Raw genomic sequence first — 25,361 nt, 5'->3', positions numbered from 1 at the left:
TTCATAGTGTTTCGGTGGTCATAGCGTGAGGGAAACGCCCGGTTACATTCCGAACCCGGAAGCTAAGCCTTACAGCGCCGATGGTACTGCAGGGGGGACCCTGTGGGAGAGTAGGACGCCGCCGAACTCCTTTTAGAGCTCTGGCTCTTGGGCACACTGCCCAAGAGCCAGAGCTTTTTTGCGTTGAGGTAGGGTCAGGGGGCATCGTTGGCTCATTTCCCACAGGAGGCCCCCGGGTGGAGGTACAGGAGACCCGGGTCCAGACGGACCGGGTCCTCACCATCCCGAACATTCTCAGCATGGCGCGGCTCGTTGGTGTGCCCGTCTTCCTGTGGTTGGTTCTCTGGCCCGAGTTCGGCGGCCCCAAGGTCGACGGCTGGGCCTTCCTGGTGATCGCTCTCAGCGGCGTCAGCGACTATCTGGACGGCATGCTGGCGCGGCGCTGGAACCAGATCAGCAGTCTGGGCCGGCTTCTCGATCCCGCGGCTGACAGGTTGTACATTCTGTCCACTCTGGTGGGACTCACCTGGCGCGAGATTCTGCCATTGTGGTTGACCGCTGTACTGCTCTTGCGGGAACTGGTCCTGCTGGTGATGGTGGGCATCCTCAGACGGCACGGCTATCCGCCGCCGCAGGTGAACTTCCTCGGCAAGGCGGCCACGTTCAACCTGATGTATGCCTTCCCGTTGCTGCTGCTCAGTGACGGAAGTGGATGGATCTCGTCACTCGCTGCTATTTTCGGATGGGCGTTCGCCGGATGGGGTACAACCCTGTATTGGTGGGCAGGAATCCTCTACGTGGTTCAGGTCCGCCGACTCGTCAGTGCGGACGCCATGGCCGATTGAGCCCGCCAGTGGGCAGCCGTTAGTGGCTCGATGGCCCGCGTCGGAAAAGTGCGGGACAATCTGGACGGGTGAAGTCGGCTAGACCGTCTCTTCAAGGAGGACGCTTCCGACATGAAGGCCGTCGTGATGGCCGGAGGCGAAGGCACACGCCTTCGCCCCATGACCTCGAGCATGCCCAAACCGCTCCTGCCCGTGGCGAACCGCCCGATCATGGAGCACGTACTGCGGCTGCTCAAAAGGCATGGGCTCAACGAGACCGTCGTTACTGTCCAGTTCCTGGCGTCACTCGTCAAGAACTACTTCGGGGACGGCGAGGAGCTCGGGATGGAGCTCACCTATGCCAATGAGGAGAAGCCACTCGGTACCGCCGGGAGCGTCAAGAACGCCGAGGAGGCGCTGAAGGACGATGCCTTCCTCGTCATCTCCGGCGATGCCCTCACCGACTTCGACCTCACCGAGCTCATCAATTTCCACAAGGAAAAGGGTGCGCTCGTCACCGTCTGTCTGACACGGGTACCGAATCCTCTGGAATTCGGTATCACGATCGTGGACGAGGAAGGCAAGGTCGAGCGATTCCTGGAGAAGCCCACCTGGGGCCAGGTCTTCTCCGACACCGTCAACACGGGCATCTACGTGATGGAGCCCGAGGTCTTCGACTACGTCGAGGCCGACGTCCCCGTCGACTGGTCCGGCGACGTCTTCCCGCAGCTGATGAAGGAGGGCAAGCCGGTCTACGGCTATGTCGCCGAGGGCTACTGGGAGGACGTCGGCACGCACGAGAGCTATGTGAAGGCTCAGGCCGACGTGTTGGAGGGCAAGGTCGACGTCGATATCGACGGGTTCGAGCTCTCGCCCGGCGTGTGGATCGCCGAAGGTGCCGAGGTGCACCCCGACGCCGTGCTGCGTGGGCCGCTGTACATCGGGGACTACGCCAAGGTCGAAGCCGGCGCCGAGATCCGTGAACACACCGTCGTGGGCTCGAACGTCGTCGTGAAGAGCGGCGCCTTTCTGCACAAGGCCGTGGTCCACGACAACGTCTACATCGGACAGCACAGCAATCTGCGTGGCTGCGTGGTCGGCAAGAACACCGACATCATGCGCGCCGCACGGATCGAGGACGGCGCGGTGATCGGTGACGAGTGCCTCGTCGGCGAAGAATCGATCATCCAGGGGAACGTGCGCGTCTACCCCTTCAAGACGATCGAGGCCGGCGCATTCGTCAACACCTCGGTCATCTGGGAGTCCCGAGGGCAGGCCCATCTGTTCGGTGCCCGGGGCGTCTCCGGCATCCTCAACGTGGAGATCACCCCCGAGCTGGCCGTGAGGCTCGCGGGGGCCTACGCGACGACGCTCAAGAAGGGCTCCACGGTCACCACCGCCCGTGACCACTCCCGAGGCGCCCGCGCGCTGAAGCGGGCGGTCATCTCTGCGCTGCAGGCCAGCGCCATCGACGTACGGGACCTGGAGAACGTACCGCTGCCGGTGGCGCGGCAGCAGACCGCCCGGGGCAGTGCCGGCGGGATCATGATCCGGACGACGCCGGGGGTTCCGGACTCCGTCGACATCATGTTCTTCGACGGACAGGGCGCGGACCTCTCGCAGGGCAGTCAGCGGAAGCTGGACCGGGTGTTCGCGCGGCAGGAGTACCGGCGCGCGTTCCCGGGCGAGATCGGGGACCTGCACTTCCCGGCCAGTGTGTTCGACTCGTACACCGGGTCGTTGCTCCGGAACATCGACACGACCGGGATCGCCGAGTCGGGGCTCAAGGTGGTCGTGGACGCGTCCAACGGTAGTGCCGGTCTGGTGCTGCCGAGTCTGCTCGGCAAGCTGGGCGTCGACTCGCTGACGATCAACCCGGGTCTCGACGAGTCGCGACCGACGGAGACCGGAGACATGCGACGGTCGGGGCTGGTGCGGCTGGGCGAGATCGTCGCATCCTCGCGGGCCGCGTTCGGCGTCCGGTTCGACCCTGTCGGTGAGCGGCTGTCGCTCGTCGACGAGAAGGGCCGGATCGTCGAGGACGACCGCGCCCTGCTGGTCATGCTCGACCTGGTGGCCGCCGAACGGCGGAGCGGACGGGTCGCGCTTCCGGTGACGACCACCAGGATCGGTGAGCAGGTCGCCGCCTATCACGGCACACAGGTCGAGTGGACGACCACCTCCCCGGACGACCTCACGCGGGTCGGCGGCGACGAGACGACCATCTTCGGCGGCGACGGGCGCGGTGGCTTCATCGTGCCCGAGTTCAGCAGCGTCTTCGACGGGACGGCGGCCTTCGTACGGCTCATCGGACTGGTGGCGCGGACACAGCTCACGCTCAGCCAGATCGACGCCCGGATTCCGCGAGCGCATGTCCTGAAGCGGGATCTCGCCACTCCGTGGGCCGTCAAGGGCCTGGTGATGCGTCGGGTCGTGGAGGCGGCTGGAGACCGTTTCGTGGACACCACCGACGGGGTGCGGGTCGTGGAGACCGACGGGCGGTGGGTGATGGTCCTGCCGGACCCGGCCGAAGCCGTCACGCATCTGTGGGCCGAGGGGCCCGACGACGCCTCCGCGCAGTCCCTGCTCGACGAGTGGGCGGCCGTCGTGGACAGCGCCGGCCGCTGAATCGCTTCGCACGCGCGCGTGCCGGACAAGTGCCCCCAACGGGGCCTGTCCGGCACGCCGGTGGGGCCATTCGGAGGTAGTGGTCGCGACGTGCGACGATGTGCGGCATGCCGCAGCAGCCCCCCGTTCGGAGCACACCCGCGCGCCCGGCGCGTCCGGACGCCTCCATGTCGCTGCTCAACAACGTCATGGACCACAGCCTCGACGACGGATACGCCGAGGCCGCCGCCCGCAGGAAGGCCGCGGGCACCGAGGGCATGCCGAAGACGGTGCGGGCCAAGCTGGGGCTCGCGGTCGGTCTGGTCCTCGCCGCCCTGGTGGTGACGGTGGGTGCCGCGCAGGCGCGCATCAGCGCGCCCGTGGTCGCCAAGGAGCGCGAGGAGCTCATCGACCGTATCCAGGAGGAGACCGCCGCCGCGGACAAGCTCGAGGACTCCGTCGACGAGCTCCGGGACGACGTGAGCGCTCGACAGCGCAAGGCGCTCAAGGACGACGGTGGCAGCGGCGGTGGCGATCTGGTGGGCATCCTGTCGGGCGCCGTCGAGGTGCACGGCCCCGGAGTCCGTCTCGTCGTCAACGACGCCAAGGACGCCGGCCAGGGCGGTGACGGCGACCCGCGCGAGACGTCCGGGTTCTCGGACACCGGCCGTGTACGGGACCGGGACATGCAGCGGGTCGTCAACGGGCTGTGGGAGTCCGGCGCCGAAGCCATCTCGATCAACGGTCAGCGGCTCACCGCCCTGTCGGCGATCAGGGCCGCGGGCGACGCGATACTGGTCGACAACAAGCCGCTGGCACCGCCCTACACGATCCTCGCGGTGGGGGACGGGCAGCGGCTGAGCACCAAGTTCCAGAACAGCCCCGACGGGCTGTATCTGCGCGCTCTCCAGGAGAACTTCGGCATCCGGACGAGTATCTCCGCCGAGAACGACATCAAGGTGCCGGCCGCGCCGAGCGTGATCGTACGAACAGCAGAACCCAGCACAGAGAAGGGCACATCGTGATCGCCGTACTGGGCCTCGTCCTCGGAGTCGTGGCCGGACTGTTGGTCCGGCCCGAGGTACCGGCGGTGGTAGAGCCGTATCTCCCCATCGCCGTGGTGGCGGCGCTGGACGCCGTCTTCGGTGGTCTGCGCGCGATGCTGGACGGCATCTTCGACGACAAGGTCTTCGTCGTGTCGTTCCTGTCGAACGTGGTGGTGGCCGCCCTGATCGTCTTCCTCGGCGACAAGTTGGGCGTCGGCGCCCAGCTGTCCACGGGTGTCGTGGTCGTTCTCGGGATCCGCATCTTCTCCAACGCCGCGGCGATCCGCCGGCACGTCTTCCGGGCGTGAGACCGATGAGCGACCAGGACCAGACGCCGGATCCGAAGCCGACTCCGGGCGCGGCGGGGGACGACACACCGACGACCCGGCTGCGCCGGGAACTGCCTGAGGAGGTGGCCCCCGCGGCCGCCGAGGAGCCCGGTGAGGCGCCTCAGGAGGAGAAGAACAAGCTGACCGGGAGGCAGCGGCTGGCCCAGGGGCTGTGGCCGCCGCGCTTCACCCGTGCCCAACTCATCGTGGCGCTTCTGCTGTTCGGCCTCGGCTTCGGGCTGGCCATCCAGGTGGCCTCCAACAACGACGACAGCGCGCTGCGCGGAGCACGTCAGGAAGACCTCGTTCGCATCCTCGATGAACTGGATGACCGTACGCAGCGTCTGGAGGAGGAGAAGCAGGGCCTCGAGGATCAGCGCACCGAGTTGGAGAACAGCTCGGACCAGGCTGAGGAGGCACGCAAGCAGACGGTCGAGAAGGAGCGGCAACTCGCCATTCTGGCGGGGACGGTGGCGGCGCAGGGGCCCGGCATCACACTGACGATCGACGACACGAAGGGGACGGTCGAGGCGGATATGTTGCTCGACGCGATCCAGGAGCTGCGCGCGGCCGGCGCGGAGGCGATCCAGGTGAACGGCGTACGGGTCGTGGCCGGCACGTATCTGACCGGTTCCGACGACGGAATCAGTGTCGACGGGAACAAGATCAATCAGCCCTTTCGTTTCAAGGTCATCGGCAATCCGCAGGACCTCGAGCCCGCACTGAACATCCCCGGAGGCGTGGTGCAGACACTGGAGAAGGAGCAGGCCACCGTGACCGTGCGGCGGTCCGACAAGATCGTTGTGGACGCCTTGCGAGCGGCGAAGCGGCCTGACTACGCTCGGTCGTCCTCCCAGTGAACCGCAGGTGCATGGGGCCCGTCCGGCGAGGGCATGAGGTTGCGGGGGGTCGGCGCACCGAATGGGTGGTGCGTGGTGGAAACTGTCCGGTGGGTACGGACGTTGTGAGGTTGTCCGGCTCGGCCGGTGTGTTCAGTCAGGGTTCGTCCTGCCCCACGGGCGGGTCTGTTTCGGTCAAGGGGAATCGCCCGTGAAGTTGTTTGCGAAGTTGTTCGGCAAGAGCGCGCGAGAGGGTAGCGACAACGCGACCGCCCGCCATCGCGCGCAGCCTTCGGAAGCGGAGAGCCAGGGCGGTGAGCGCCCCATGTTCCGGGACCAGGTCGCTGGTCCGGGAGGTGACATTTCCGGAGGTCAGGGCGCGCCGTCTGTTGACCCTGCCCAGTCGGGCCGCATAGGTTTCGGGGAACCGTCAACCTCAGGTACGGGTGGAGGGTTTGCGTCAGACCCGTATGCGTCCAATGCCCCGGCGGGGCAGCCGCGGCAGGAGGATCCGTCGATGTCGGCCCTGGTGTGTACGAGGTGCGGTAACCGCAACGCGGAGAACAGCCGCTTCTGCTCGAACTGCGGGGCTCCGCTGCGAGCCGGCGCGACCCCCGAGCGTCCGTCCGAGACGACCTCCACGATCTCCATCTCCGGCCTCGAGGCCTACGACTCCGAGGTCACCGGCCAGACCCAGCTGCCGGCGCTCTCTCCCGAGGCCCAGGCCGCGGTCGACGCGCTGCCGCTCGGCTCGGCCCTCCTGGTCGTGCGTCGTGGCCCGAACGCCGGCAGCCGCTTCCTGCTGGACGGCGACCTGACCACGGCGGGCCGTCACCCGCAGAGCGACATCTTCCTGGACGACGTGACCGTGTCGCGTCGCCATGTGGAGTTCCGCCGGGGCCAGGACGGCTCGTTCACGGTCGCCGACGTCGGCAGCCTGAACGGTACGTACGTCAATCGTGAGCGGATCGACCAGGTCGCCCTGCACAACGGCGACGAGGTGCAGATCGGAAAGTACCGGCTGGTCTTCTACGCGAGCCAGCGGGGCTACTGACCCTCCCCCGGACACGCGTCCGGGGGGACCCCAGGGAAGGTCCATGCTTCGAACAACGAGCGGTGGTGCCGACCACGGCACCGCCGCCGCGGACAGTGGCCTGATGAGCATCGGCACGGTGCTGAACGCGCTGCGCGAGGAGTTCCCCGAGGTAACCATCTCCAAGATCCGTTTCCTGGAGTCGGAGGGGCTCATCGAGCCGCAGCGGACCCCCTCGGGGTATCGCAAGTTCAGCGCCGAGGATGTCGAGCGCCTGGGACACGTGCTCAGGATGCAGCGGGACCACTATCTGCCGCTCAAGGTGATCCGGGAGTATCTGGAGGCCCTGGAGCGTGGCGAGGACGTACGGCTGCCGTCCGTGGGGCGTCAGCGTGACGTCGGCGACGGAGAGCGCCTGAGTGAGCTCTTCGGGGAGCCCGAGGAGCCGACGGCGGCCCGGATCGGGCGCGGTGAGCTCATGGCCGGGGCCGGGATCGACGAGGAGCAGCTGGCGGAGTGGGAGTCGTACGGGCTGGTGGGCGCGCTACCGGACGGGTCGTTCGACGCGGAGGCACTCACTGTCGCCACGCTTGTGGTGGAACTGGGGCGGTTCGGTATCGAGCCCCGGCATCTGAGGGTGATGCGGGCCGCCGCGGACCGCGAGGCGGGGCTCGTGGATCAGGTGGTGGCGCCCTTGCGTCTGCACCGCAATCCGCAGACCAGGGCCCATGCGGAGGACCGTACGCGGGAGCTGGCGGGGCTTACGGTGAAGCTGCATGCCGCCCTGGTGCAGAGCGCCCTGGGTGTGCGACTTCGCTGAGGGCTCGGTGTTCGCCTGTGGCGGATCGGTCGGCCGATCTGTGCTCGACTACCCAAACATCCCGAGCACGGCCTAGGGTTGCTGTGTGAACGAGCTCGATGTCGTAGGTGTCCGGGTCGAAATGCCCTCCAACCAACCGATCGTGCTCCTGCGCGAAGTGGGAGGCGACCGTTACCTCCCCATCTGGATCGGGCCGGGGGAGGCGACGGCGATCGCTTTCGCCCAGCAGGGCATGGCCCCCGCGCGACCGCTGACCCACGACCTGTTCAAGGACGTGCTGGAGGCCGTCGGCCAGGAGCTCACGGAAGTGCGCATCACCGACCTGCGTGAGGGCGTCTTCTACGCGGAGCTGGTGTTCGCCAGCGGCGTCGAGGTGAGTGCGCGGCCTTCCGACGCCATAGCGCTGGCGCTGCGTACGGGTACGCCGATCTTCGGCAGTGACGGGGTGCTCGACGACGCGGGCATCGCGATCCCGGACGAGCAGGAGGACGAGGTGGAGAAGTTCCGCGAGTTCCTCGACCAGATCTCGCCCGAGGACTTCGGTACGAACAGCCAGTGAGGCCAGGGCGGGCGGTGGTGCGGGGCCGTGGGGCCCTGACGCTGCCTGTCGGGGATGCCGTCTGGCAGGTGGAGGGCTCGTGGCCGCGGTGAGGGTGTCCGGGCGGGGTTCGGCACGTGCCAAGTGCGCGTGCGCCGTCGGGCGGCCTTGCCGGAAGGCATTCGGCTAGCCTTTCCCCGCGGGAGGGCACGGTAAACCACTCTCAGGGTGATTATCACTCGGCGTGGCGAGTGCGGTGGTCGTTGACGCACCCCTGGTGGCTGCCTACCGTCGATGAGGCAGGTCAAGGACGGAGGTCGGCGTGAGAAGCAGCGGCGACGGTACGGCTGGGGGTGCCCCCGGACGCAGGCTGGGGGACGGCGGCCCGTACCCGCTTCACGGCAGCGCGGCCGGTCACGTTCCGCAGCGGCCCGCGGCCGTGCGGGGCGGCGCGGGTGCGGCACCAGAACCGCACGAGAACGTCGGCTACCGCGGTCCCACCGCGTGCGCGGCCGCCGGCATCACCTATCGGCAGCTCGACTACTGGGCCCGTACCGGTCTCGTGGAGCCGAGTGTGCGCTCCGCGCAGGGCTCGGGGACACAGCGCCTCTACAGCTTCCGGGACGTCGTCGTCCTCAAGATCGTGAAACGGTTCCTCGACACGGGGGTGTCGCTGCAGAACATCCGCACCGCCGTCCAGCACCTCAGGGAGCGGGGCTTCAGCGATCTGGAGCGGATGACCCTGATGAGCGACGGGGCGACGGTCTACGAGTGCACCTCGCCCGACGAGGTCCACGCCCTGCTCCAGGGCGGCCAGGGGGTCTTCGGGATCGCCGTGGGGGTCGTCTGGCGTGACGTGGAAAGCGCTCTCTCCCAGCTGCACGGGGAGCGGGTCGACACGGGGGAGACGCTGGTGGGTCACAACCCGTCGGACGAGCTCGCGCGGCGACGCAACCGGGCGGTCTGAGGGGTACGTTCCGCCGCGGCCCGGGGACACGGCGCATTGTCAGTGGCGTAGGGCAGCATCGGAGATGTGAGAACCGCGCCCACGATCCTGCATCTCGACATGGATGCCTTCTACGCCTCGGCGGAGCAGGCGTCCAAGCCGAGTCTGCGTGGGAAAGCCGTGGTCGTGGGTGGGCTGGGGCCGCGTGGGGTGGTCGCGACCGCCTCGTACGAGGCGCGGGTCTTCGGGGTGCACTCGGCGATGCCGATGGCGCAGGCGCGCCGGCTCGCGCCGAACGCCGCGTATCTCACGCCGCGCTTCACCTTCTACCGGACGATCAGCGATCAGGTCATGGGGCTGTTGCGCGATCTGTCTCCGCTGGTGGAGCCGCTGAGCCTGGACGAGGCGTTCGTGGACCTGGAGGCCGGGGGAGCGGCCTGGGACGAGGAGTCCGCCCGGCTGGTGGGAGTGCGGTTGCGGGCGGACATACGCGCGGTGACCGCGCTCACCGGCTCCGTGGGGCTCGCGGCCTCCAAAATGATCGCGAAGATCGCCTCCGAGCAGGCCAAGCCGGACGGGCTGGTGCTGATCGAACCCGGGACCGAGCGGGCGTTGCTGGGGCCGATGTCCGTGCGGATCCTGCCCGGGGTGGGGCCGGCGACCGGTGACCATCTGCGGCGGGCCGGGATCACCACGGTCGAGGAGATCGTGGAGGCCGGGGAGGACGAGGTCGTACGGCTGCTGGGCAAGGCGCACGGGCACGGGCTGTACGCGATGGCGCTCGCCCGGGACGATCGCGCGGTGGTGGCCGAGCGGGACACGAAGTCCGTGTCGGTGGAGGACACGTACGACGTCGACATCCATGACCGGGTGCGGGTTCGGATGGAGGTTCAGCGGCTCGCGGATCGGTGTGTGCGGAGGTTGCGGGGGGCCGGGCTGTCGGGCCGGACGATCGTGCTGAAGGTGCGGCGGTACGACTTTTCGACGTTGACCCGGTCCGAGACGTTGCGGGGGCCCACGGACGACCCCGCGGTGGTGCGAGAGGCCGCGGGGCGGTTGTTGGAGGCCGTGGACACGACGGGTGGGGTGCGGTTGCTCGGCGTGGGTGTCAGCGGCCTCGCCGACTACACGCAGGAGGACCTGTTCGCGCAGGCGGCGGGTGAGGTGGATCTCGTCGAGGACGAGGCCGGGGGCGCTGTGGAGGTGCCCGCGGTGGAGGAGCGTGCGGGTGGGGAACGGCAGTGGAGGGCCGGGCACGATGTGCGGCATGTCGAGTACGGGCACGGGTGGGTGCAGGGGAGTGGGCTGGGGCGGGTGACCGTGCGGTTCGAGACGCCGGAGGACGTGGAGCCCGGGCGGGTGCGGACCTTCCGGACCGACGATCCGGGGCTGGAGCCGGCGGAACCGTTGCCGTTGGTGCGGGGTGGGGTGCCGGGCTGAGGCCGGCCGGCACTCGTCGGTCTGCGTCGCTGGGGCCGAGCGCCGTTGCGGCGGGGACGAAGGCGGGAGGGGCCGGGTGGGCTGGACTTGGGAGGTTGCCGGGGTGGGAGGGCGGCTGCCGTCAGAGGGTGCTCACGGTGAGGAAGGGGGCCGAGATCAGGTGCTGCTCAACAGGGGTGCGCAGAGGCTGGGGAAGCTGTCAGATGTCGTCTGAGGGTGTCGAAGGTGCCCGAGGGGGCTGTGCGGCTGGAGGGAGCGCGGTGCGCGGAAGGGGTTCGGGTACGGGTCAGGCGTCGTCCTTGCCCGCGATGTTGCCGAAGTCGTGGTCCATGGGTGGGGGCGGGGCCGTGTCCAGGCCGTAGTGGTGGTAGAGCTGGAGTTCCTGTTCCGGGGAGAGGTGGCGGCCCACTCCGAAGTCGGGGGCGTCCTTGATGAGGGCGCGTTCGAAGGGGACGCGGAGGGTGCCTTCGACCAGTTCGCTGGGCTCCAGGGGGACGAACGCGTCGCGGCCGAAGAAGCCCATGCGTATGGCGGCCCACTCGGGGATGCCGGTGGCGTCGTCGAGGTAGACCTCGTCCACGGTGCCGATCTTGCTCCCCTTGCGGTCGAACGCCTTGCGGCCGATCAGGTTGCGCGGATCGATGTCGGTCTGCACGGGCCCTCCATGTGGTCGCAAGCGGTTGCGGATGGTGTCTCACCACTACGAAAAGGCACATCGGGGGCGGCGGCCACTCGAAGACGCGTGCGTTGACCGCGCTGATACTCTGGCAGCGGCTGTTGACCCCGCGCGGGAGAGTCCTCCGGACACCATCCGGAGGCGCCGAAGGAGCAAATCCTCCCCGGAATCTCTCAGGCTCACGTACCGCACGGACGAGGTCACTCTGGAAAGCAGAGCGGGTGCCACGGTTCCCGCTCTCACCGACGGTGAAAACCGGCCCGAACCAGGTCCGGTGAAGCTCTCAGGTCGAGATGACAGAGGGGGAGGCCGTACGGGCACCCGTGCCGTGGTGCCCCTCGAAGGTCGTGTCAGACCAGGAGGCCTCCGTAATGACCGCCCATCGCATTCCGCTCTCCGAGCTCGAACAGGGAATCCCCTTCGAGCGGCGCCACATCGGCCCGGACGTCGAGGCCCGGGCCAAGATGCTCGCGCACGTCGGATACGGCTCGCTCGACGAGCTGACGGCCGCCGCGGTCCCCGATGTGATCAAGAACGCCGAGGTGCTGGATCTGCCGGGCGCCCGCACCGAGGCCGAAGTACTGGCGGAGCTGCGTTCCCTGGCGGACCGCAACCAGGTGCTCGGGTCCATGATCGGACTCGGCTACTACGGGACCTTCACCCCGCCGGTCATTCTGCGGAACGTCATGGAGAACCCGGCCTGGTACACCGCCTACACGCCGTATCAGCCCGAGATCTCCCAGGGGCGGCTGGAGGCGCTGCTCAACTTCCAGACGGTCGTCGCCGAACTGACCGGGCTGCCCACCTCCGGGGCCTCGCTGCTCGACGAGGGCACCGCGGCCGCCGAGGCCATGGCGCTGTCCCGGCGCATGGGGAAGAACAAGAAGGGCCTCTTCCTCGTCGACGCGGACGCGCTGCCGCAGACCGTCGCCGTGATCGAGACACGCGCCGAACCGACCGGCGTCGAGGTCGTCGTCGCGGACCTGAGCGAGGGGATCCCGGCCGACATCGCCGAGCGGGAGATCAACGGGGTGCTGCTGCAGTACCCCGGCGCCTCCGGTGCCGTTCGCGATCTGAAGCCGGTCATCGAGCAGGCGCACGAGCTCGGGGCGCTCGTCACCGTCGCCGCCGACCTGCTCGCCCTCACTCTGCTGGCCTCACCCGGTGAGCTGGGCGCCGACATCGCGGTGGGGACGACACAGCGCTTCGGGGTGCCGATGGGCTTCGGCGGACCGCACGCGGGCTACATGGCGGTGCGGGAGAAGTTCGCACGCAGCCTGCCCGGGCGGCTCGTGGGCGTCTCCGTGGACGCGGACGGACACAAGGCGTACCGGCTGGCCCTGCAGACGCGGGAGCAGCACATCCGCCGGGAGAAGGCGACCAGCAACATCTGTACGGCTCAGGTGCTGCTCGCCGTGATGGCCGGGATGTACGCCGTGTACCACGGGCCGGAGGGGCTGCGGACCATCGCGCGGCGTACGCACAGGTACGCCGCGGTGCTCGCCGCGGGGCTCGCGGCCGGTGGGATCGAGGTCGTGCACGGCGCGTACTTCGACACGCTCACCGTGCGGGTGCCGGGACGGGCCGGTGAGGTCGTGGCAGCCGCGCGGGAACATGGCGTGAACCTGCACCTCGTGGACGCGGACCTGGTGTCGATCTCCTGCGACGAGACCACGACCAGGGCGCAGCTGGGTGCCGTGTGGACGGCGTTCGGCGTGCAGGGAGATGTCGAGGCCCTCGACGCCGAGGCGCAGGACGCGCTGCCCGAGGCGCTGCTGCGGTCGGACGACTACCTCACCCACCCGGTGTTCCACGAGTACCGCTCCGAGACCGCGATGCTGCGATACCTGCGCCGGCTCGCCGACCGGGACTACGCGCTGGACCGGGGCATGATCCCGCTGGGCTCCTGCACGATGAAGCTCAACGCGACCACCGAGATGGAGCCGGTGACCTGGCCCGAGTTCGGGCAACTGCACCCGTTCGCGCCCGCCGGGCAGGCGCAGGGGTATCTCACGCTCATCCGTGAGCTGGAGGAGCGGCTGGCGGAGGCCACCGGGTACGACAAGGTGTCGCTGCAGCCGAACGCGGGCTCGCAGGGTGAGCTGGCCGGGCTCCTGGCCGTGCGCGCGTACCACCGGGCCAACGGTGACGTGCAGCGGACCGTGTGCCTCATCCCGTCCTCCGCGCACGGCACCAACGCGGCGAGCGCCGTCATGGCCGGTATGAAGGTCGTCGTGGTGAAGACCGCCGACGACGGCGAGATCGACGTCGAGGACCTGCGGGCGAAGATCGAGCAGTACCGCGACGAGCTGTCCGTGCTGATGATCACGTACCCGTCGACGCACGGCGTGTTCGAGGAGCACGTGGCCGACATCTGTGCCCAGGTGCACGACGCCGGTGGCCAGGTCTACGTCGACGGGGCCAACCTCAACGCGCTGGTGGGGCTCGCCAAGCCGGGGCACTTCGGCGGCGACGTCTCGCATCTCAACCTGCACAAGACGTTCTGCATCCCGCACGGCGGCGGCGGGCCGGGCGTCGGGCCGGTCGCGGTGCGCGAGCACCTGGCGCCGTACCTGCCCAACCACCCGCTGCAGCCCGCGGCCGGGCCGGAGACCGGTGTGGGCCCGATCTCGGCGGCGCCGTGGGGCTCGGCGGGCATCCTGCCGATCTCGTGGGCGTACGTCCGGCTCATGGGCGGAGAGGGGCTCAAGCGGGCCACCCAGGTGGCCGTGCTCAGCGCCAACTACATCGCCAAGCGGCTGGAGCCGCACTACCCGGTGCTCTACACCGGCCCCGGCGGTCTCGTGGCGCACGAGGCCATCGTCGACCTCCGACCGCTGGCCAAGGCGACCGGGGTCAGCGTCGACGACATCGCCAAGCGGCTGATCGACTACGGCTTCCACGCGCCGACGATGTCGTTCCCGGTGGCCGGGACGCTGATGATCGAGCCGACCGAGTCGGAGGACCTGGGCGAGCTGGACCGGTTCTGCGACGCGATGATCGCGATCCGCGCGGAGATCGAGAAGGTCGCCTCGGGGGAGTGGCCGGCGGACGACAACCCGCTGCGCAACGCGCCGCACACCGCGGCGGCGCTCGGCGGGGAGTGGGAGCACGCCTACACCCGTGAGGAGGCGGTGTTCCCGGCCGGTGTCTCGCCCGCCGACAAGTACTGGCCGCCGGTGCGCCGGATCGACCAGGCCTTCGGCGACCGGAACCTGGTCTGCTCCTGCCCGCCGCTGGACGCCTACGCAGAGTAGTCACCCGCTGATACACGTCGGGGCCGGTTCGGAGAGTGTGTTCTCCGGCCGGCCCCTCTTCTGTCCGGGCGGACGTCCTGTGCGGGGACGCTCACCCCGTGCGCACGTCCGTGCGGCTCAGGCGGCTGTCACCACCGTGCCCATCGGGCGGTGCGGCGCGATGATCTGGCCGTCCGGCAGGAGCTCACCGGTGTCCTCGAAGAGCAGAACGCCGTTGCAGAGCAGGCTCCATCCCTGCTCCGGGTGGTGCGCCACGAGTCGGGCGCCTTCCCGGTCGGCGGATTCGGCGGTCGGGCACAGTGGCTGGTGCTGGCACATGGTTGGTGGGATCTTTCGGTTTGTCGAGTGGTCTGAGTTGGCTGGTTTGTCCGACCCGCGGCTTGAAGCCTCGTTCATGGCCGCCCCCCGTTGTGATAAATCGGTCCGGTCCCAGTGTTGCCCCACGGGCGTCAATCCGCAGGCATTTCGCAGCACGACTTCTTCACAGGTTGATGACGCATCTCTCGCGCGGACGGTTCATCCCCGCCGCACTGTCCCTTCGGGTGGTTCGCCATGGTCGGATGGGGCTAGTCCGAGGGCGGGGAAGGCGAGTGAATAGCTCGTACGAGCATATTGCCGCCCGAGTGAGCGGGCATTCTCGGTGGCGGGAAGAGGTGAAACGAGCGCCCCGCCACCGGGAAATCGGCAGCGGGGCGAGGGCGGTGCGAATAAGTGAGGCGGTCTTGGTTCAGGCGGGTGATCCCAGGAGGGGTGCGGGCGTGAGCCGGGTGGTGAGCACGGGGAGGAGATCGGCGACCCGGTGCGGGCGGTGGGCGGCGATGCCGGGCGGTGCGGGTGCCAGCGGGACCAGCAGGTCGTTCGGTGCCGGGTGGCCGTCGGCGCCGTCGGCGGTGGGGTCGGCGTGCAGCCAGAGCGTGAGCATGTACAGCTCGGGCACCGACAGCAGGCGTGGCTGGTAGGGCTGCTGCATGACCTCGGCCTGGCGCAGGGCGCGCTCGGTGGAGGCGATGTACGGGCCCTCGAAGAAGTGCGAGAACGCCCAGCCGTCCGGGGTCAGCCGGGTCTCGGCGGCGGCCACAGCGCGGTCGCCGCAGCGGATCAGGAACCGCCATCCGGTGAGCCGGGCGGTGCCCGTGCCCTCCGGGGCGATCCGGTCGAGTACGTGGACGGGCAGCGGCAGTTCGGGTGTGGCGGGGCCGGTGGCGTTCTTCAGGGAAGGTGTTCGCGCCTCGTGGACGGCGGTGGGGGAACCGAGTGCCATGAGGACGGTGCGCAGGGCGGGCGCGGGAGCCGGGGGGACATGCAGCGGCATGATGGGTCGCCTCTCAGTTCGACAGGCACGATGGCGCGAGGGCGGGGGCGGACGGCGCTGTCAGCTCACGGGGATCGGAGAGATGGGTGCCCGGGGTCCGGTGCGTGGGTGGGTCCGCCGTGCGTGGCCTGACGGCAGGACCGAGGACCGCGAGTGCCGACTCTCAGCCTCGTTTGCGGAGTTTATACGACACGTGTTCACACGATGTTTCGTCTAGCCGTTCCGAATATGAAGAGCAAGGCGGTATCCGGTCGCCAGGGCCAGTCCATCATCCCGCTTTATCATGGGGGTGAGCCGGTGACCTCGGATTACCAGTGCGTAGCGGACGGCCGGTTCTGGTCGGCGCTTTTCACGAAAGCGCAGAGGGCGGAAAGCGCGTTCTCATTCTTGCCCGCTGAATGTGCCAGAAGCATGCCGAGTGAATAGTGTCGGAGGTGACCGTGTTCAGCCTAGCGCTCGCAGGTCGCGCCGGGGACGTTATCAGCGGCTCCACCGGGGCATCATCATCCGTGGACCCGGGACAGCAGTGGCCGGTTCGTCGGCCTGCCCATCCAAGGAGGGACCCCTAGATGGGAGAGAAGGTCGTGGCGGGGCCGTTCGGCCTCTCCGATCGCCAGCAGTACCGCGACAAGTTGAGGCAGTGCCTGGCGGGGCTGGCGCGACTGCTGGAGGAGAAGCGGTTCGACCGCCCCAAGAACCTCATGGGCGTGGAGATCGAGCTGAACCTCGTCGACGGCGACGGGCTGCCCAGAATGATGAATGCTCAAGTGCTGGAGCGGATTGCGAGCCGAGATTTCCAAACAGAACTCGCCATGTTCAATCTGGAAGTCAACATTGCTCCACATCGGTTGGGCGGCCGAGTATTCGACCAGCTTTCCGAGGAGTTGCGCACCTCCCTCGCGTATGCCGACCGCAAGGCGATCGAAGTCGGCGCGGGAATCGTGATGATCGGCATTCTGCCCACGTTGGACCGTGACGACCTGGTCTCCTCGAACCTCTCCGCGGGCGACCGCTACACCCTGCTGAACGATCAGATCGTCGCCGCCCGGGGCGAGGACTTCACCCTGGACATCGACGGGGTGGAGCGGCTCGTCTGCACCTCGAAGTCCATCGCGCCCGAAGCGGCCTGCACTTCTGTGCAGTTGCACCTCCAGGTCACGCCGGGACGGTTCGCCGATGTCTGGAACGCCGCCCAGGCGGTTGCCGCCGCGCAGGTCGCCATCGGTGCCAACTCGCCGTTCCTGTTCGGGCACGAGCTCTGGCGCGAGTCGCGACCGCCGCTGTTCCAGCAGTCCACCGACACCCGGCCGCCCGAGCTGCAGGCCCAGGGAGTGCGGCCGCGCACCTGGTTCGGGGAACGGTGGATCTCCTCGGCGTTCGACCTCTTCGAGGAGAACCTGCGCTTCTTCCCGGCCCTGCTGCCCATCTGCGACGACGAGGACCCGATGGCCGTCCTCGACGCGGGCGGCGTGCCCTCACTCGCCGAGCTCACCCTGCACAACGGCACGATCTACCGCTGGAACCGGCCGGTCTACGGCATCGCCGACGGGGTCCCGCACCTGCGCGTCGAGAACCGCGTGCTGCCCGCCGGGCCGACCATCACGGACGTGATCGCCAACGCCGCCTTCTACTACGGCGTCGTACGCGCCCTCGCCGAGGAGTCGCGGCCCGTCTGGACCCGGCTGCCGTTCGAGGCCGCCGCCGCCAACTTCGACGAGGCCTGCCGGCACGGCATCGACGCGCGGCTCCAGTGGCCGCGCGGGCGCTACGGCGGAGTGGGGCCGGTGGACGCGGTGAACCTCGTACGGGACGAGCTGTTGCCGCTCGCCGAGGCGGGGCTGGACGCGTGGGGGGTCGAGCCGGTCGACCGGGACTTCTACCTCGGGGTGATCGAGGAGCGCTGTCGGCGTCGGGCCAACGGGGCGTCCTGGCAGGTCGAAACGTTCCACCGGGCTCTGGCCAAGGGGCTCGGCCGGGATGCGGCGCTGGCCGCCACGACACGGCGCTACGGCGAACTGATGCACTCCGGAGAACCGGTCCACAGCTGGCCGGTCGGGCTGCCGGAGCCGGTGCCGCTGGGCTGAGGATCCGCCTTCGCCGGGCTGAGGGCCGCCCGCCTCCGCTGAGCCGCGGGCCCGTGTCTGCGAGGCCGCGGGGCCGTGTCTGCGAGGCCGCGGGGCCGTCCCTGCCGCTTCGCGGGTCGGTACCCGTGGGCTGTGGGCCCCCGTCCCTGCCGGGCTGCGGTCGTCTCTGCGGGGCGTCGCGCCCGTCCGGGTGAGTCGCTGTGAGGGGACGCCGCCGGAATGTCGCGGACCGCCGCGGGTGATGATGGACCCTCGGCGGGGCCGGACAACTGGAGGCGTGGGTGCAGGGGCAGGCGGAGTCGGTTGAGGGCGCGGGGCCGTGGGAGCGGCCGGACCGACGGATTCTGAGGGACGAGACGCTCCTCGTGCTCGCGCTCTCGCTCGGCGCGAGCGGGGTGTCCGCGCTGATCAGCTTCATCGGATCGGTCACCGAGCCCGGCGGGCTCAAGGACCAGGCGGCCACCATGAACGCCTCGGCCGCGCCGGGCCGGCCCTGGCTCGACCTCGCCTGGCAGCTCTTCGGGATCACGACGGCCCTCGTGCCGGTCGCGCTGGTCGCGCACTTCCTCCTGCGTGAGGGCACCGGGCTGCGGGCTCTCGGCTTCGACCGGACGAAGCCCTGGCCCGACCTCGGCCGGGGCGCGGCGATCGCCGCGGTGATCGGCAGCACCGGGATCGCCTTCTACCTCGCGGCGCGCGGCCTCGGCTTCAACCTCACCGTGGTGCCGGAGGCGCTGCCCGAGGTGTGGTGGAAGTACCCCGTGCTGATCCTCTCCGCTATCCAGAACGCGGTCCTCGAAGAGGTCATCGTGGTCGGGTATCTGCTGCGTCGACTCCAGCAACTGGGCTGGTCACCGGGGAGCGCGCTGGCCGCCAGTTCGGTGCTGCGCGGCTCGTACCACCTCTACCAGGGCATCGGCGGCTTCGTCGGCAACATGGTGATGGGCGTGGTCTTCGTCTATCTGTACCGGCGGTGGGGGCGAGTGGGCCCGCTGGTGGTGGCCCACTCGCTGCTGGACATCGGGGCGTTCGTCGGCTACGGGCTGCTGGCCGGGAAGGTGGACTGGCTGCCCACGCCGTGACGCGTGACCGTGCCAGGCGGGGACGCGCCCGACGGCCGGGTGGTCAGGCGAGGAGTTCGCCGTCGATGACCGTGACCGCGCGGCCGGAGAGCAGGGTGCGGTCGCCGCGGAGTCCCGTGCGGACGTGGCCGGAGCGGGGGGAGGCCTGGAGGCCGGTGAGATCCGGGCTGCCCAGGCGTGCCGACCAGAAGGGTGCGAGGGCGGTGTGGGCGCTGCCCGTGACCGGGTCCTCGTCGATGCCGATGTTCGGGAAGAAGCAGCGCGAGACGTAGTCGTGGCCGCCGGCGGGGTCCTCGGCACGGGCGGTGGCGATGATGCCGCGCTCGGAGTAGCGGCCGAGGGAACGGAGGTCGGGTGCCAGACCGAGGACCGTCTTCTCGTCGGTCAGTTCGAGCAGCAGGTCGCCCACCTGGGGGCCCGTGTCGAAGGCACTGACCGGCTCGGCGCCCAGTGCCTCGGCGACCCCGTCCGGGACGGGGACCTCGGTGAGGGGCGCGGTCGGGAAGTCGAGGGTGAGGGAACCGTCCGGCTGCGGTGTCGCGAGGAGGACGCCGCTGCGCGTGGCGAACCGCACGGGGCCCTCGTGGGTGTGGGTGCTGTTGAGGACGTGTGCCGTGGCCAGTGTGGCGTGGCCGCACATCGCCACCTCGGCGACCGGCGTGAACCAGCGCAACGCCCAGTCGGCCTCGCCGCCCGCCGGGAGGGGGTGGGCGAACGCCGTCTCGGCGTGGTTGACCTCTTTGGCCACGTTCTGGAGCCAGGCGTCGTCCGGGAAGGCGTCGAGGAGGACGACTCCTGCGGGGTTGCCGGAGAACGGGCGGTCCGTGAAAGCGTCGACGATACGAATACGCATGAGACGACGCTAGGCGGTCCGTGGAGCCACGGGCCAAGGCCAATCCCAGGAAGGTGGACCGGATTTCGTGGGCCACTTCACCCGGAGGGCGGGCTTCGTACGTCCGCCGGTGGCTTCGTGTGCTCCCGGCGGGCCAAGGAGGTGCTGCGCGGGACGTTCGAGTCCCCTAGGGCGCTTCTGATGGATCTCCGCGGCGTCGCGACGCCCGGCACGCCCTCTCGCCGCACCGCGTGAAAGCCCACGTACGTCCAGTACGCGGGCTTCCGCGCGGCACGCCGAGAGCACGCTCCCCCAGTCTCGGCTTCGCTCGACCGGGAGGGGCCCCCACGACGCCGCTCCTTCTCCCACGGAGATCCATCAGAAGCGCCCTAGTGGACGGAGAAGCCGCCGTCGACGAAGATCGCCTGCCCGGTGATGTAGCCCGCTGAGCGTCCGGCCAGGAACACCGCGGCTCCGGCGAAGTCGTCGGCCAGACCGTTGCGGCCGGTCAGGGTGCGGGCGGCGAGCGCGGCCACCTGCTCCGGGTCGGACGACAGCCGGGTGTTGAGCGGGGTCGGGACGAAACCGGGGACGAGGGTGTTGCAGGTGACGCCGTAGGGCGACCACTCCTCGGCCTGCGAGCGGGCCAGCGCCTCCAGGGCGCCTTTGGAGACGCCGTAGGCGCCGCTGCGGACGAATGCCCGGTGTGCCTGCTGTGAGGTGATGTGGATGATGCGCCCGTAGCCCCGCTCGGCCATGCCGGGCCCGAAGCGCTGGCCCAGCAGGAAGGGCGCGTCCAGGTTCACGGCCATGGTGGTGTCCCATACGTCCTCCCCCAGGTCGCTCAGCGGGGGACGCAGGTTGATGCCGGCGCTGTTGACGAGGATGTCGGGTTCGCCGAACGCCTCGACGGCCCGCTCCGCCGCCGCGCGCACGCCGGCTCGGGTGCCCAGGTCGCCGCTCACCCAAGCCGCCCGGCCGCCGGCCGCGGTCAACTCTTCGGCCGTGGCCGCCAGTTCCGCCTCCTTGCGCGCGACGAGCACCACGCTCGCCCCGGCCCGGGCGAGAGCCGTGGTGATGGCCTTGCCGATGCCGGAGCTGCCGCCCGTCACCACGGCGACGCGGCCGTCGAGCGAGAACAGTTCGGTGAGGTAGCTGTCGGAGATCATTCCCGCACCCTAGGGCAAGCGCCGACGGCGGCGGAGTGCGCGGTGACCAGTGGCATTCGAGCGTGCTCGAGCAATACGGCTGTCATACGAGCTACCGCCTGGAGTCACCCCATCGACTCCAGAATGCGGTCGAGTGTCCGGCGCCCCATGTCGCTCATCGCCGGATTGGTGTCGACGTAGTACCAGACGACACCCATCGCCTGTTCGAACGCCCATGCCTTGCCGCGCTCCCACTCCAGATCGTCACAGGCCAGTGTCCGCCGGAGCACTTCCCGCGGACCTGGCCGTAACAGGTGCCAGGCACTGACCAGATCCAGCGCGGGGTCGGCCGGGCCGAAGCCGCCGGTGTCGAGTACGCCGCTGAGCCGGTCCCCCGCGACCAGTACGTTGCCGGGGATCAAGTCGCGATGGCTCATCACGTCGGCACCCGTGCGTGGCAGCGCGCGAAGGTGGCTCCACACCTGGCGCAGCCGGGGCACGTCGAGCAGCCCCTCGCTCTCCTCGAAGCACTGCGCCATCCATTCGTCGTGGTGAGTGAGAACGCCGCCACGACCCTCGCCGTCGAAGAGCCGCCCCCGCGTCTCGGCCTTACGGAGGGCTGCGATGAGGGCCGCCAGGTCCTCGGCAAAGGCGTCCGACCCACTCGGGTCGGCATCCGAGGCGACCGTTCCCGGCAGCCATGTCTGGACCGACCACGGCATGGGGTAACCCGCTCCAGGCTCTCCCAGGGCGACGGGCTCCGGGGCGGGGAACGGGGACACCAGCGCCAGCTCCGCGCTCGCCCGGGCCTCCTGTTCCAGCGACGCCAGCGCCTCGGCGGCATCGGTCAGACGCAGGGGGAGACGCGCCGAGAGGTCGTCGCCGATGCGGAAGATGGCGTTGACCGTCCCGGTCGACGGCAGGAGCCGGATCGCCTTGCCGCTCCACTCAGGGAACTGTTCCTGGACCAGCGTCGCAACGGTTTCGGCGGTCACGTCCACTTGGTCATCGTGCATGTTCATCTCTCGTGCGCTCTTCCACTGGCCCGACTCGGAACGCCGGAAGCAGACCAGATCGACCGGGACGACAGCCAGTGGTTATCCGCCAGGGGCCAGATCCGCTGCGGTTTTCGGCCATCCGGCCATCCGGAAGCAGGCAGGGGGTTGTCGGGCGACAGGTTCCGATATATCGTTGAAGCATCGCGACAGATCAACGATGGATGGAGTGATTGCGATGCGTTCCCGTGGACAAGACTTCGGATTCGAGCGTGGACATGGACGGCCCGGTGGGGGACACCCCCACGGCCGAGGTGACGCCGATGGGCTGCGCGCCGCCTTCGGGCCGTTCGGGCCGGGCCATGGTGGTCCCGGGCCGTTCGGTCCCTTCGGTGGGGGCCCCTGGGGTGGGCGCGGCCGGGGCGGACCCAGGGGAAGGGCGCGGCGGGGTGATGTGCGTGCCTCGATCCTGGCCCTCCTCAAGGACAGGCCCATGCACGGCTACGAGATGATCCAGGAGATCGCCGAGCGCAGCGGCGGGGCGTGGAAGCCCAGTCCCGGCTCGGTGTACCCGACCCTCCAGCTGCTGGAGGACGAGGGGCTGATCGCCAGCGCGAACGAGGGCGGCAAGAAGCTGTTCTCGCTCACCGAGGCCGGTCGCAGCGCGGCAGAGGAGGGGCCGGAGGCCCCTTGGGAAGAGGCCTCGCGCGGGGTCGACTGGGAGGCGCTGAGCGAGATCCGGCAGGCCGGCTTCGGTCTGATGGAGGCGTTCGGCCAGGTCTGGAAGACCGGCGACAAGGACCAGCGCGACAAGGCGCTGGCGGTGATCAACGAAGCCCGCAAGAAGCTGTACCTGATCCTCGCCGACGAGGACTGACGGACGGCTGCAGGGCGAGGTGCGGGAGCGCCCCCGGAATTCGCCGATTCCGCGGGGCGCTCCCGTGTGTGCCGGGGCGAGGGTGGTGAGAGGGTCGAGGGGGGCGCCGGTCAGGCGACGAGTGCGCCCAGCTTGCGCAGGGATTCGTCGAGCGCGGCCGTCGCGGAGTCCCTGAGCTTGCCCGCCATCAGGGAGACGGCGGCGCCGGTGAACCGGCCGTCGACGCGGACCGTCGTGGCATCGCCGTCGGGGATGAGGGTGTAGCGGGTGGTGAGGTCCACGGCCATCGGGCCCTTGCCCCGGATGGCCAGGGTGCGGGCGGGTTCCAGCTCGGCGATGGTCCACTCGACCTCTGCCGGGAAGCCCATGAGCTTCAGGTTCTCCTGGAAGGTGCCGCCCACTTCGAGGGCCTTGGGGCCGCCCTTGGGGAAGCCGGTGTGCGTCGTGTTCCACTCGCCGTACGCGGACCAGTCGACGAGCCGGGCCCAGACCTGCTCGGCGGGTGCCTCGATGCGAGCCTCCGCGCTGACATCGGCCATGCGACAACCCCTTCGTCTCGGACGGTGGTGTCGCGGAACGTAGCTCCGGGCCCTGGAACATTCAATACTGATGAACCGTCAGGAAACCGGAGGGGGCTTCCGGCGAGGGCCTGGGTCCAGTGCCTGTCGTGGCACTAGGTCGCCTGGCGGATCAGTGCCGCGTCGAACAGATCCCATGCGCGGGGCAGGTGGCTCTCGTCGTGGCAGTGCCATGCCTCCCAGAACAGGTCGGCGGGACGGGCGTTCTCGGGGGCGTACACCCGGTACACGTACTGCCTGCCGTCGATCGCCGGCAGGGTCACCAACCAGCACCCGCTCTCCATGGGGTGAGGGACGAGGCGCCGGTGCCGGGTGGTTGCGCGCGGGGCGAGCAGGCGCGCGCCCCTGGGGCGCGCTCACCCGATCTCATCCGTAGGGAGGAGAGGCGGGGCCTTTCTACGCAACCTGCGTGGGACTCGAAGATGCTTCCTTTCGTGGATGACCCGAGGGCGGTGGGGCTGATGGGGTGGAGGGCGTGCGACCCCTTCTTCCCCGGCAGTCGGCCGTCGATCGTGGACCGGACCATGTGGAGTTCGAGAGCAGGCTCACCGACGAGCTGGCCTCGATGATCGCCGCCGCGCGCAGACGGGCCCTCCGGGACGGGGACCGGCAGATCGACACCGCTCATCTGCTGCACACCCTCTTGGAGTCCGACCCCGATGTCCGCGCCCTCTTCGACGGGCCGCAGGTCGCCCGACTGCTCGGCTATCTCGTGCAGCGCAGCATCGGCTACGGACTGCGCTGGCAGATCGGTGTCGAGGACGCCGGCGTCGTCCCCGGCGCACCGGGCACGCACGGCTGGTCGCCGGTGGCGGCCCGTGCGATGAGCCAGGCGCACGACCGTGCCGTGCGGCGGGGTGAGCGGTCGGCCCACGGCGTCGATCTGCTCGCCGCGCTGGTCGCGGCCCCCGGTTCGCGGGCCGTGGAGGTACTGGGCACCGTGGGTGTCGACGTCGGGGTCGTGGCGCGGCGGGCCGTGCGGACGGACGACGGCTCCTGATCCCGCGCGCTGACTCCCGGCACTGAGCCGAGCCCCTCGGTTCGGCCCATGATCCGTGCCCACCCGCGGGTCCAGTCGGTGAGACAGGTGTCAACGGGGGTGACGCTCCTGTCGGCGGCTGTCATCATGTGCCGGTGCATACGTCTCAGGAGAGTCACGGACAACGGGGCCGGGGCGTCGGGCTGGTGCTCGCGCTCGGGTCCGCGGTCGCCTTCGGCGGATCGGGCACGGCGGCCAAGCCGCTCATCGAGGCGGGGCTCGACCCGCTTCATGTGGTGTGGCTGCGGATCGTGGGCGCCGCACTGGTGATGCTGCCGCTGGCCGTGCGGCACCGGGACCTGGTACGGCGGCGGCCCGCGCTGCTCGTCGGTTTCGGGTTGTTCGCCGTGGCCGGTGTGCAGGCCTTCTACTTCGCGTCGATCTCCCGTATCCCCGTCGGCGTCGCCCTCCTCGTGGAGTACCTCGGCCCCGCCATCGTCCTCGGATGGGTGCGGTTCGTGCAGCGACGACCGGTGACGCCTGCGGCGGCGGTCGGGGTCGTCCTCGCGGTCGGCGGCCTCGCCTGTGTCGTCGAGATCTGGTCGGGGCTGAGCTTCGATCCGCTGGGACTGCTGCTCGCGCTCGGGGCCGCCTGTTGCCAGGCCGGGTACTTCGTGCTGTCCGACCAGGGGAGCGAGGCGGGGGCCGAGGCACCGGATCCCCTCGGTGTCATCGCCTACGGACTGCTGGTGGGGGCGGCGGTGCTCACGGTGGTGGCGCGGCCGTGGGGGATGGAGTGGGAGGTGCTCGGGGGTGCGGCGCTGATGGACGGGGCGGCGGTTCCGGCGTGGTTGCTGCTCGGGTGGGTGGTGCTGATCGCCACGGTGCTCGCCTATGTGACCGGGGTGGTGGCCGTGCGGCGGCTGTCTCCGCAGGTGGCGGGGGTCGTGGGATGCCTGGAGGCGGTGGTGGCGACCGTGCTCGCGTGGGTGCTGCTGGGTGAGCACCTGGGGGTGGCGCAGATCGTCGGCGGGCTGGTGGTGCTGGCCGGGGCGTTCGTCGCACAGCGGTCCGCGCCGGGCAGGAGGGCGCCGCGGAAGGTGGCGTCCGGTGGGGAAG

Annotated in this window: 24 protein-coding genes, 1 rRNA gene and 1 riboswitch; of the genes, 17 read left to right on the top strand and 8 right to left on the bottom strand. The window is 69.7% G+C overall.

Going from position 1 to position 25,361, the window contains the following annotated elements; genetic code table 11:
- Nucleotides 1–10: 10 nt before the first annotated feature.
- From rrf to RM704_RS43845, 11 genes are all read left to right on the top strand, one after another.
- Nucleotides 11–127: ribosomal RNA gene (gene rrf / locus RM704_RS43895) — 5S ribosomal RNA — on the top strand.
- 109 nt (nucleotides 128–236) lie between these two features.
- Nucleotides 237–845 (top strand): cardiolipin synthase ClsA, encoded by a 609-nt coding sequence (clsA, locus tag RM704_RS43890; protein WP_033528917.1) that lies wholly within the window; start codon nucleotides 237–239, stop codon nucleotides 843–845.
- A gap of 111 nt (nucleotides 846–956) precedes the next feature.
- Entirely contained in the window at nucleotides 957–3,452 is a 2,496-nt protein-coding gene (locus tag RM704_RS43885; RefSeq protein ID WP_033528918.1) for a mannose-1-phosphate guanyltransferase, read from the top strand.
- Between the two features lie 98 nt (nucleotides 3,453–3,550).
- Complete coding sequence (locus RM704_RS43880) at nucleotides 3,551–4,456, top strand: DUF881 domain-containing protein (RefSeq protein WP_107072344.1); 906 nt, start codon at nucleotides 3,551–3,553, stop codon at nucleotides 4,454–4,456.
- Entirely contained in the window at nucleotides 4,453–4,785 is a 333-nt protein-coding gene (locus RM704_RS43875; RefSeq protein WP_009343209.1) for a small basic family protein, read from the top strand. The genes RM704_RS43880 and RM704_RS43875 overlap by 4 nt, the downstream gene beginning before the upstream one ends.
- A gap of 5 nt (nucleotides 4,786–4,790) precedes the next feature.
- Nucleotides 4,791–5,666, top strand: a complete 876-nt coding sequence (locus RM704_RS43870) for a DUF881 domain-containing protein (RefSeq protein ID WP_033528920.1) — start codon at nucleotides 4,791–4,793, stop codon at nucleotides 5,664–5,666.
- A 61-nt stretch (nucleotides 5,667–5,727) separates the two neighbouring features.
- A complete protein-coding gene (locus RM704_RS43865; RefSeq protein ID WP_078937236.1) occupies nucleotides 5,728–6,699 on the top strand; it encodes a zinc-ribbon and FHA domain-containing protein in 972 nt (323 codons plus the stop codon).
- A gap of 43 nt (nucleotides 6,700–6,742) precedes the next feature.
- On the top strand, nucleotides 6,743–7,498 hold the full coding sequence (gene ftsR, locus RM704_RS43860) for a transcriptional regulator FtsR (RefSeq protein WP_033528922.1): 756 nt from the start codon (nucleotides 6,743–6,745) through the stop codon (nucleotides 7,496–7,498).
- 85 nt (nucleotides 7,499–7,583) lie between these two features.
- A complete protein-coding gene (locus tag RM704_RS43855) occupies nucleotides 7,584–8,057 on the top strand; it encodes a bifunctional nuclease family protein (protein ID WP_005475662.1) in 474 nt (157 codons plus the stop codon).
- Nucleotides 8,058–8,358: 301 nt separating this feature from the next.
- Nucleotides 8,359–9,003 (top strand): MerR family transcriptional regulator, encoded by a 645-nt coding sequence (locus tag RM704_RS43850; protein WP_033528923.1) that lies wholly within the window; start codon nucleotides 8,359–8,361, stop codon nucleotides 9,001–9,003.
- Nucleotides 9,004–9,069: 66 nt separating this feature from the next.
- On the top strand, nucleotides 9,070–10,422 hold the full coding sequence (locus RM704_RS43845; protein ID WP_033528924.1) for a DNA polymerase IV: 1,353 nt from the start codon (nucleotides 9,070–9,072) through the stop codon (nucleotides 10,420–10,422).
- 286 nt (nucleotides 10,423–10,708) lie between these two features.
- Here RM704_RS43845 and RM704_RS43840 read toward each other — a convergent pair whose 3' ends face one another.
- The gene (locus tag RM704_RS43840; RefSeq protein ID WP_033528925.1) at nucleotides 10,709–11,077 is read right to left on the bottom strand and encodes a PRC-barrel domain-containing protein; all 369 of its coding nucleotides are present in this window, start codon (nucleotides 11,075–11,077) and stop codon (nucleotides 10,709–10,711) included.
- A gap of 123 nt (nucleotides 11,078–11,200) precedes the next feature.
- Nucleotides 11,201–11,297, top strand: a riboswitch (glycine riboswitch).
- 172 nt (nucleotides 11,298–11,469) lie between these two features.
- On the opposite strand from RM704_RS43840, the gene gcvP reads away from it, so the two are divergent.
- Complete coding sequence (gcvP, locus tag RM704_RS43835; RefSeq protein WP_033528926.1) at nucleotides 11,470–14,355, top strand: aminomethyl-transferring glycine dehydrogenase; 2,886 nt, start codon at nucleotides 11,470–11,472, stop codon at nucleotides 14,353–14,355.
- A gap of 117 nt (nucleotides 14,356–14,472) precedes the next feature.
- Here the strand turns inward: gcvP and RM704_RS43830 are convergent, their stop codons facing one another.
- Together RM704_RS43830 and RM704_RS43825 are read right to left on the bottom strand one after the other, a co-directional pair.
- The gene (locus RM704_RS43830; protein WP_013005137.1) at nucleotides 14,473–14,673 is read right to left on the bottom strand and encodes a DUF5999 family protein; all 201 of its coding nucleotides are present in this window, start codon (nucleotides 14,671–14,673) and stop codon (nucleotides 14,473–14,475) included.
- A 409-nt stretch (nucleotides 14,674–15,082) separates the two neighbouring features.
- The gene (locus RM704_RS43825) at nucleotides 15,083–15,667 is read right to left on the bottom strand and encodes a hypothetical protein (protein WP_033528927.1); all 585 of its coding nucleotides are present in this window, start codon (nucleotides 15,665–15,667) and stop codon (nucleotides 15,083–15,085) included.
- A 569-nt stretch (nucleotides 15,668–16,236) separates the two neighbouring features.
- Here RM704_RS43825 and RM704_RS43820 point away from each other — a divergent pair.
- On the top strand, nucleotides 16,237–17,751 hold the full coding sequence (locus RM704_RS43820; RefSeq protein WP_033528928.1) for a glutamate-cysteine ligase family protein: 1,515 nt from the start codon (nucleotides 16,237–16,239) through the stop codon (nucleotides 17,749–17,751).
- A gap of 281 nt (nucleotides 17,752–18,032) precedes the next feature.
- Nucleotides 18,033–18,833 carry a CPBP family intramembrane glutamic endopeptidase gene (locus RM704_RS43815; RefSeq protein ID WP_311593445.1) on the top strand — a complete coding sequence of 267 codons (801 nt, stop codon included), beginning with the start codon at nucleotides 18,033–18,035 and terminating at the stop codon, nucleotides 18,831–18,833.
- Between the two features lie 43 nt (nucleotides 18,834–18,876).
- On the opposite strand, the gene RM704_RS43810 is transcribed toward RM704_RS43815, so the two are convergent.
- From RM704_RS43810 to RM704_RS43800, 3 genes are all read right to left on the bottom strand, one after another.
- Entirely contained in the window at nucleotides 18,877–19,686 is an 810-nt protein-coding gene (locus RM704_RS43810) for a PhzF family phenazine biosynthesis protein (protein WP_033528929.1), read from the bottom strand.
- Nucleotides 19,687–20,054: 368 nt separating this feature from the next.
- Nucleotides 20,055–20,834, bottom strand: coding sequence for an SDR family NAD(P)-dependent oxidoreductase (locus RM704_RS43805; RefSeq protein WP_033528930.1), 780 nt, complete (start codon nucleotides 20,832–20,834; stop codon nucleotides 20,055–20,057).
- Nucleotides 20,835–20,938: 104 nt separating this feature from the next.
- A complete protein-coding gene (locus RM704_RS43800; protein ID WP_033528931.1) occupies nucleotides 20,939–21,835 on the bottom strand; it encodes an aminoglycoside phosphotransferase family protein in 897 nt (298 codons plus the stop codon).
- A 193-nt stretch (nucleotides 21,836–22,028) separates the two neighbouring features.
- Between RM704_RS43800 and RM704_RS43795 the strand changes: the two genes are divergently transcribed.
- A complete protein-coding gene (locus RM704_RS43795) occupies nucleotides 22,029–22,685 on the top strand; it encodes a PadR family transcriptional regulator (protein ID WP_078937237.1) in 657 nt (218 codons plus the stop codon).
- Nucleotides 22,686–22,795: 110 nt separating this feature from the next.
- On the opposite strand, the gene RM704_RS43790 is transcribed toward RM704_RS43795, so the two are convergent.
- Nucleotides 22,796–23,224, bottom strand: coding sequence for a type II toxin-antitoxin system Rv0910 family toxin (locus RM704_RS43790; protein WP_033528933.1), 429 nt, complete (start codon nucleotides 23,222–23,224; stop codon nucleotides 22,796–22,798).
- Nucleotides 23,225–23,358: 134 nt separating this feature from the next.
- Nucleotides 23,359–23,529, bottom strand: a complete 171-nt coding sequence (locus RM704_RS43785) for a hypothetical protein (RefSeq protein WP_157856727.1) — start codon at nucleotides 23,527–23,529, stop codon at nucleotides 23,359–23,361.
- A gap of 209 nt (nucleotides 23,530–23,738) precedes the next feature.
- On the opposite strand from RM704_RS43785, the gene RM704_RS43780 reads away from it, so the two are divergent.
- Together RM704_RS43780 and RM704_RS43775 are read left to right on the top strand one after the other, a co-directional pair.
- Nucleotides 23,739–24,263 (top strand): Clp protease N-terminal domain-containing protein, encoded by a 525-nt coding sequence (locus RM704_RS43780; protein ID WP_192829718.1) that lies wholly within the window; start codon nucleotides 23,739–23,741, stop codon nucleotides 24,261–24,263.
- Nucleotides 24,264–24,391: 128 nt separating this feature from the next.
- A partial coding sequence (locus RM704_RS43775) for an EamA family transporter (RefSeq protein ID WP_311593444.1) occupies nucleotides 24,392–25,361 on the top strand: 970 nt, incomplete at its 3' end.

The sequence above is a fragment of the Streptomyces gottesmaniae genome (assembly GCF_031845845.1).
Taxonomy (GTDB): Bacteria; Actinomycetota; Actinomycetes; order Streptomycetales; family Streptomycetaceae; genus Streptomyces; species Streptomyces akebiae.
The sequence above is the reverse complement of the archived record's forward strand: the minus strand, read 5'-3'. Positions and strand labels throughout refer to the sequence as shown.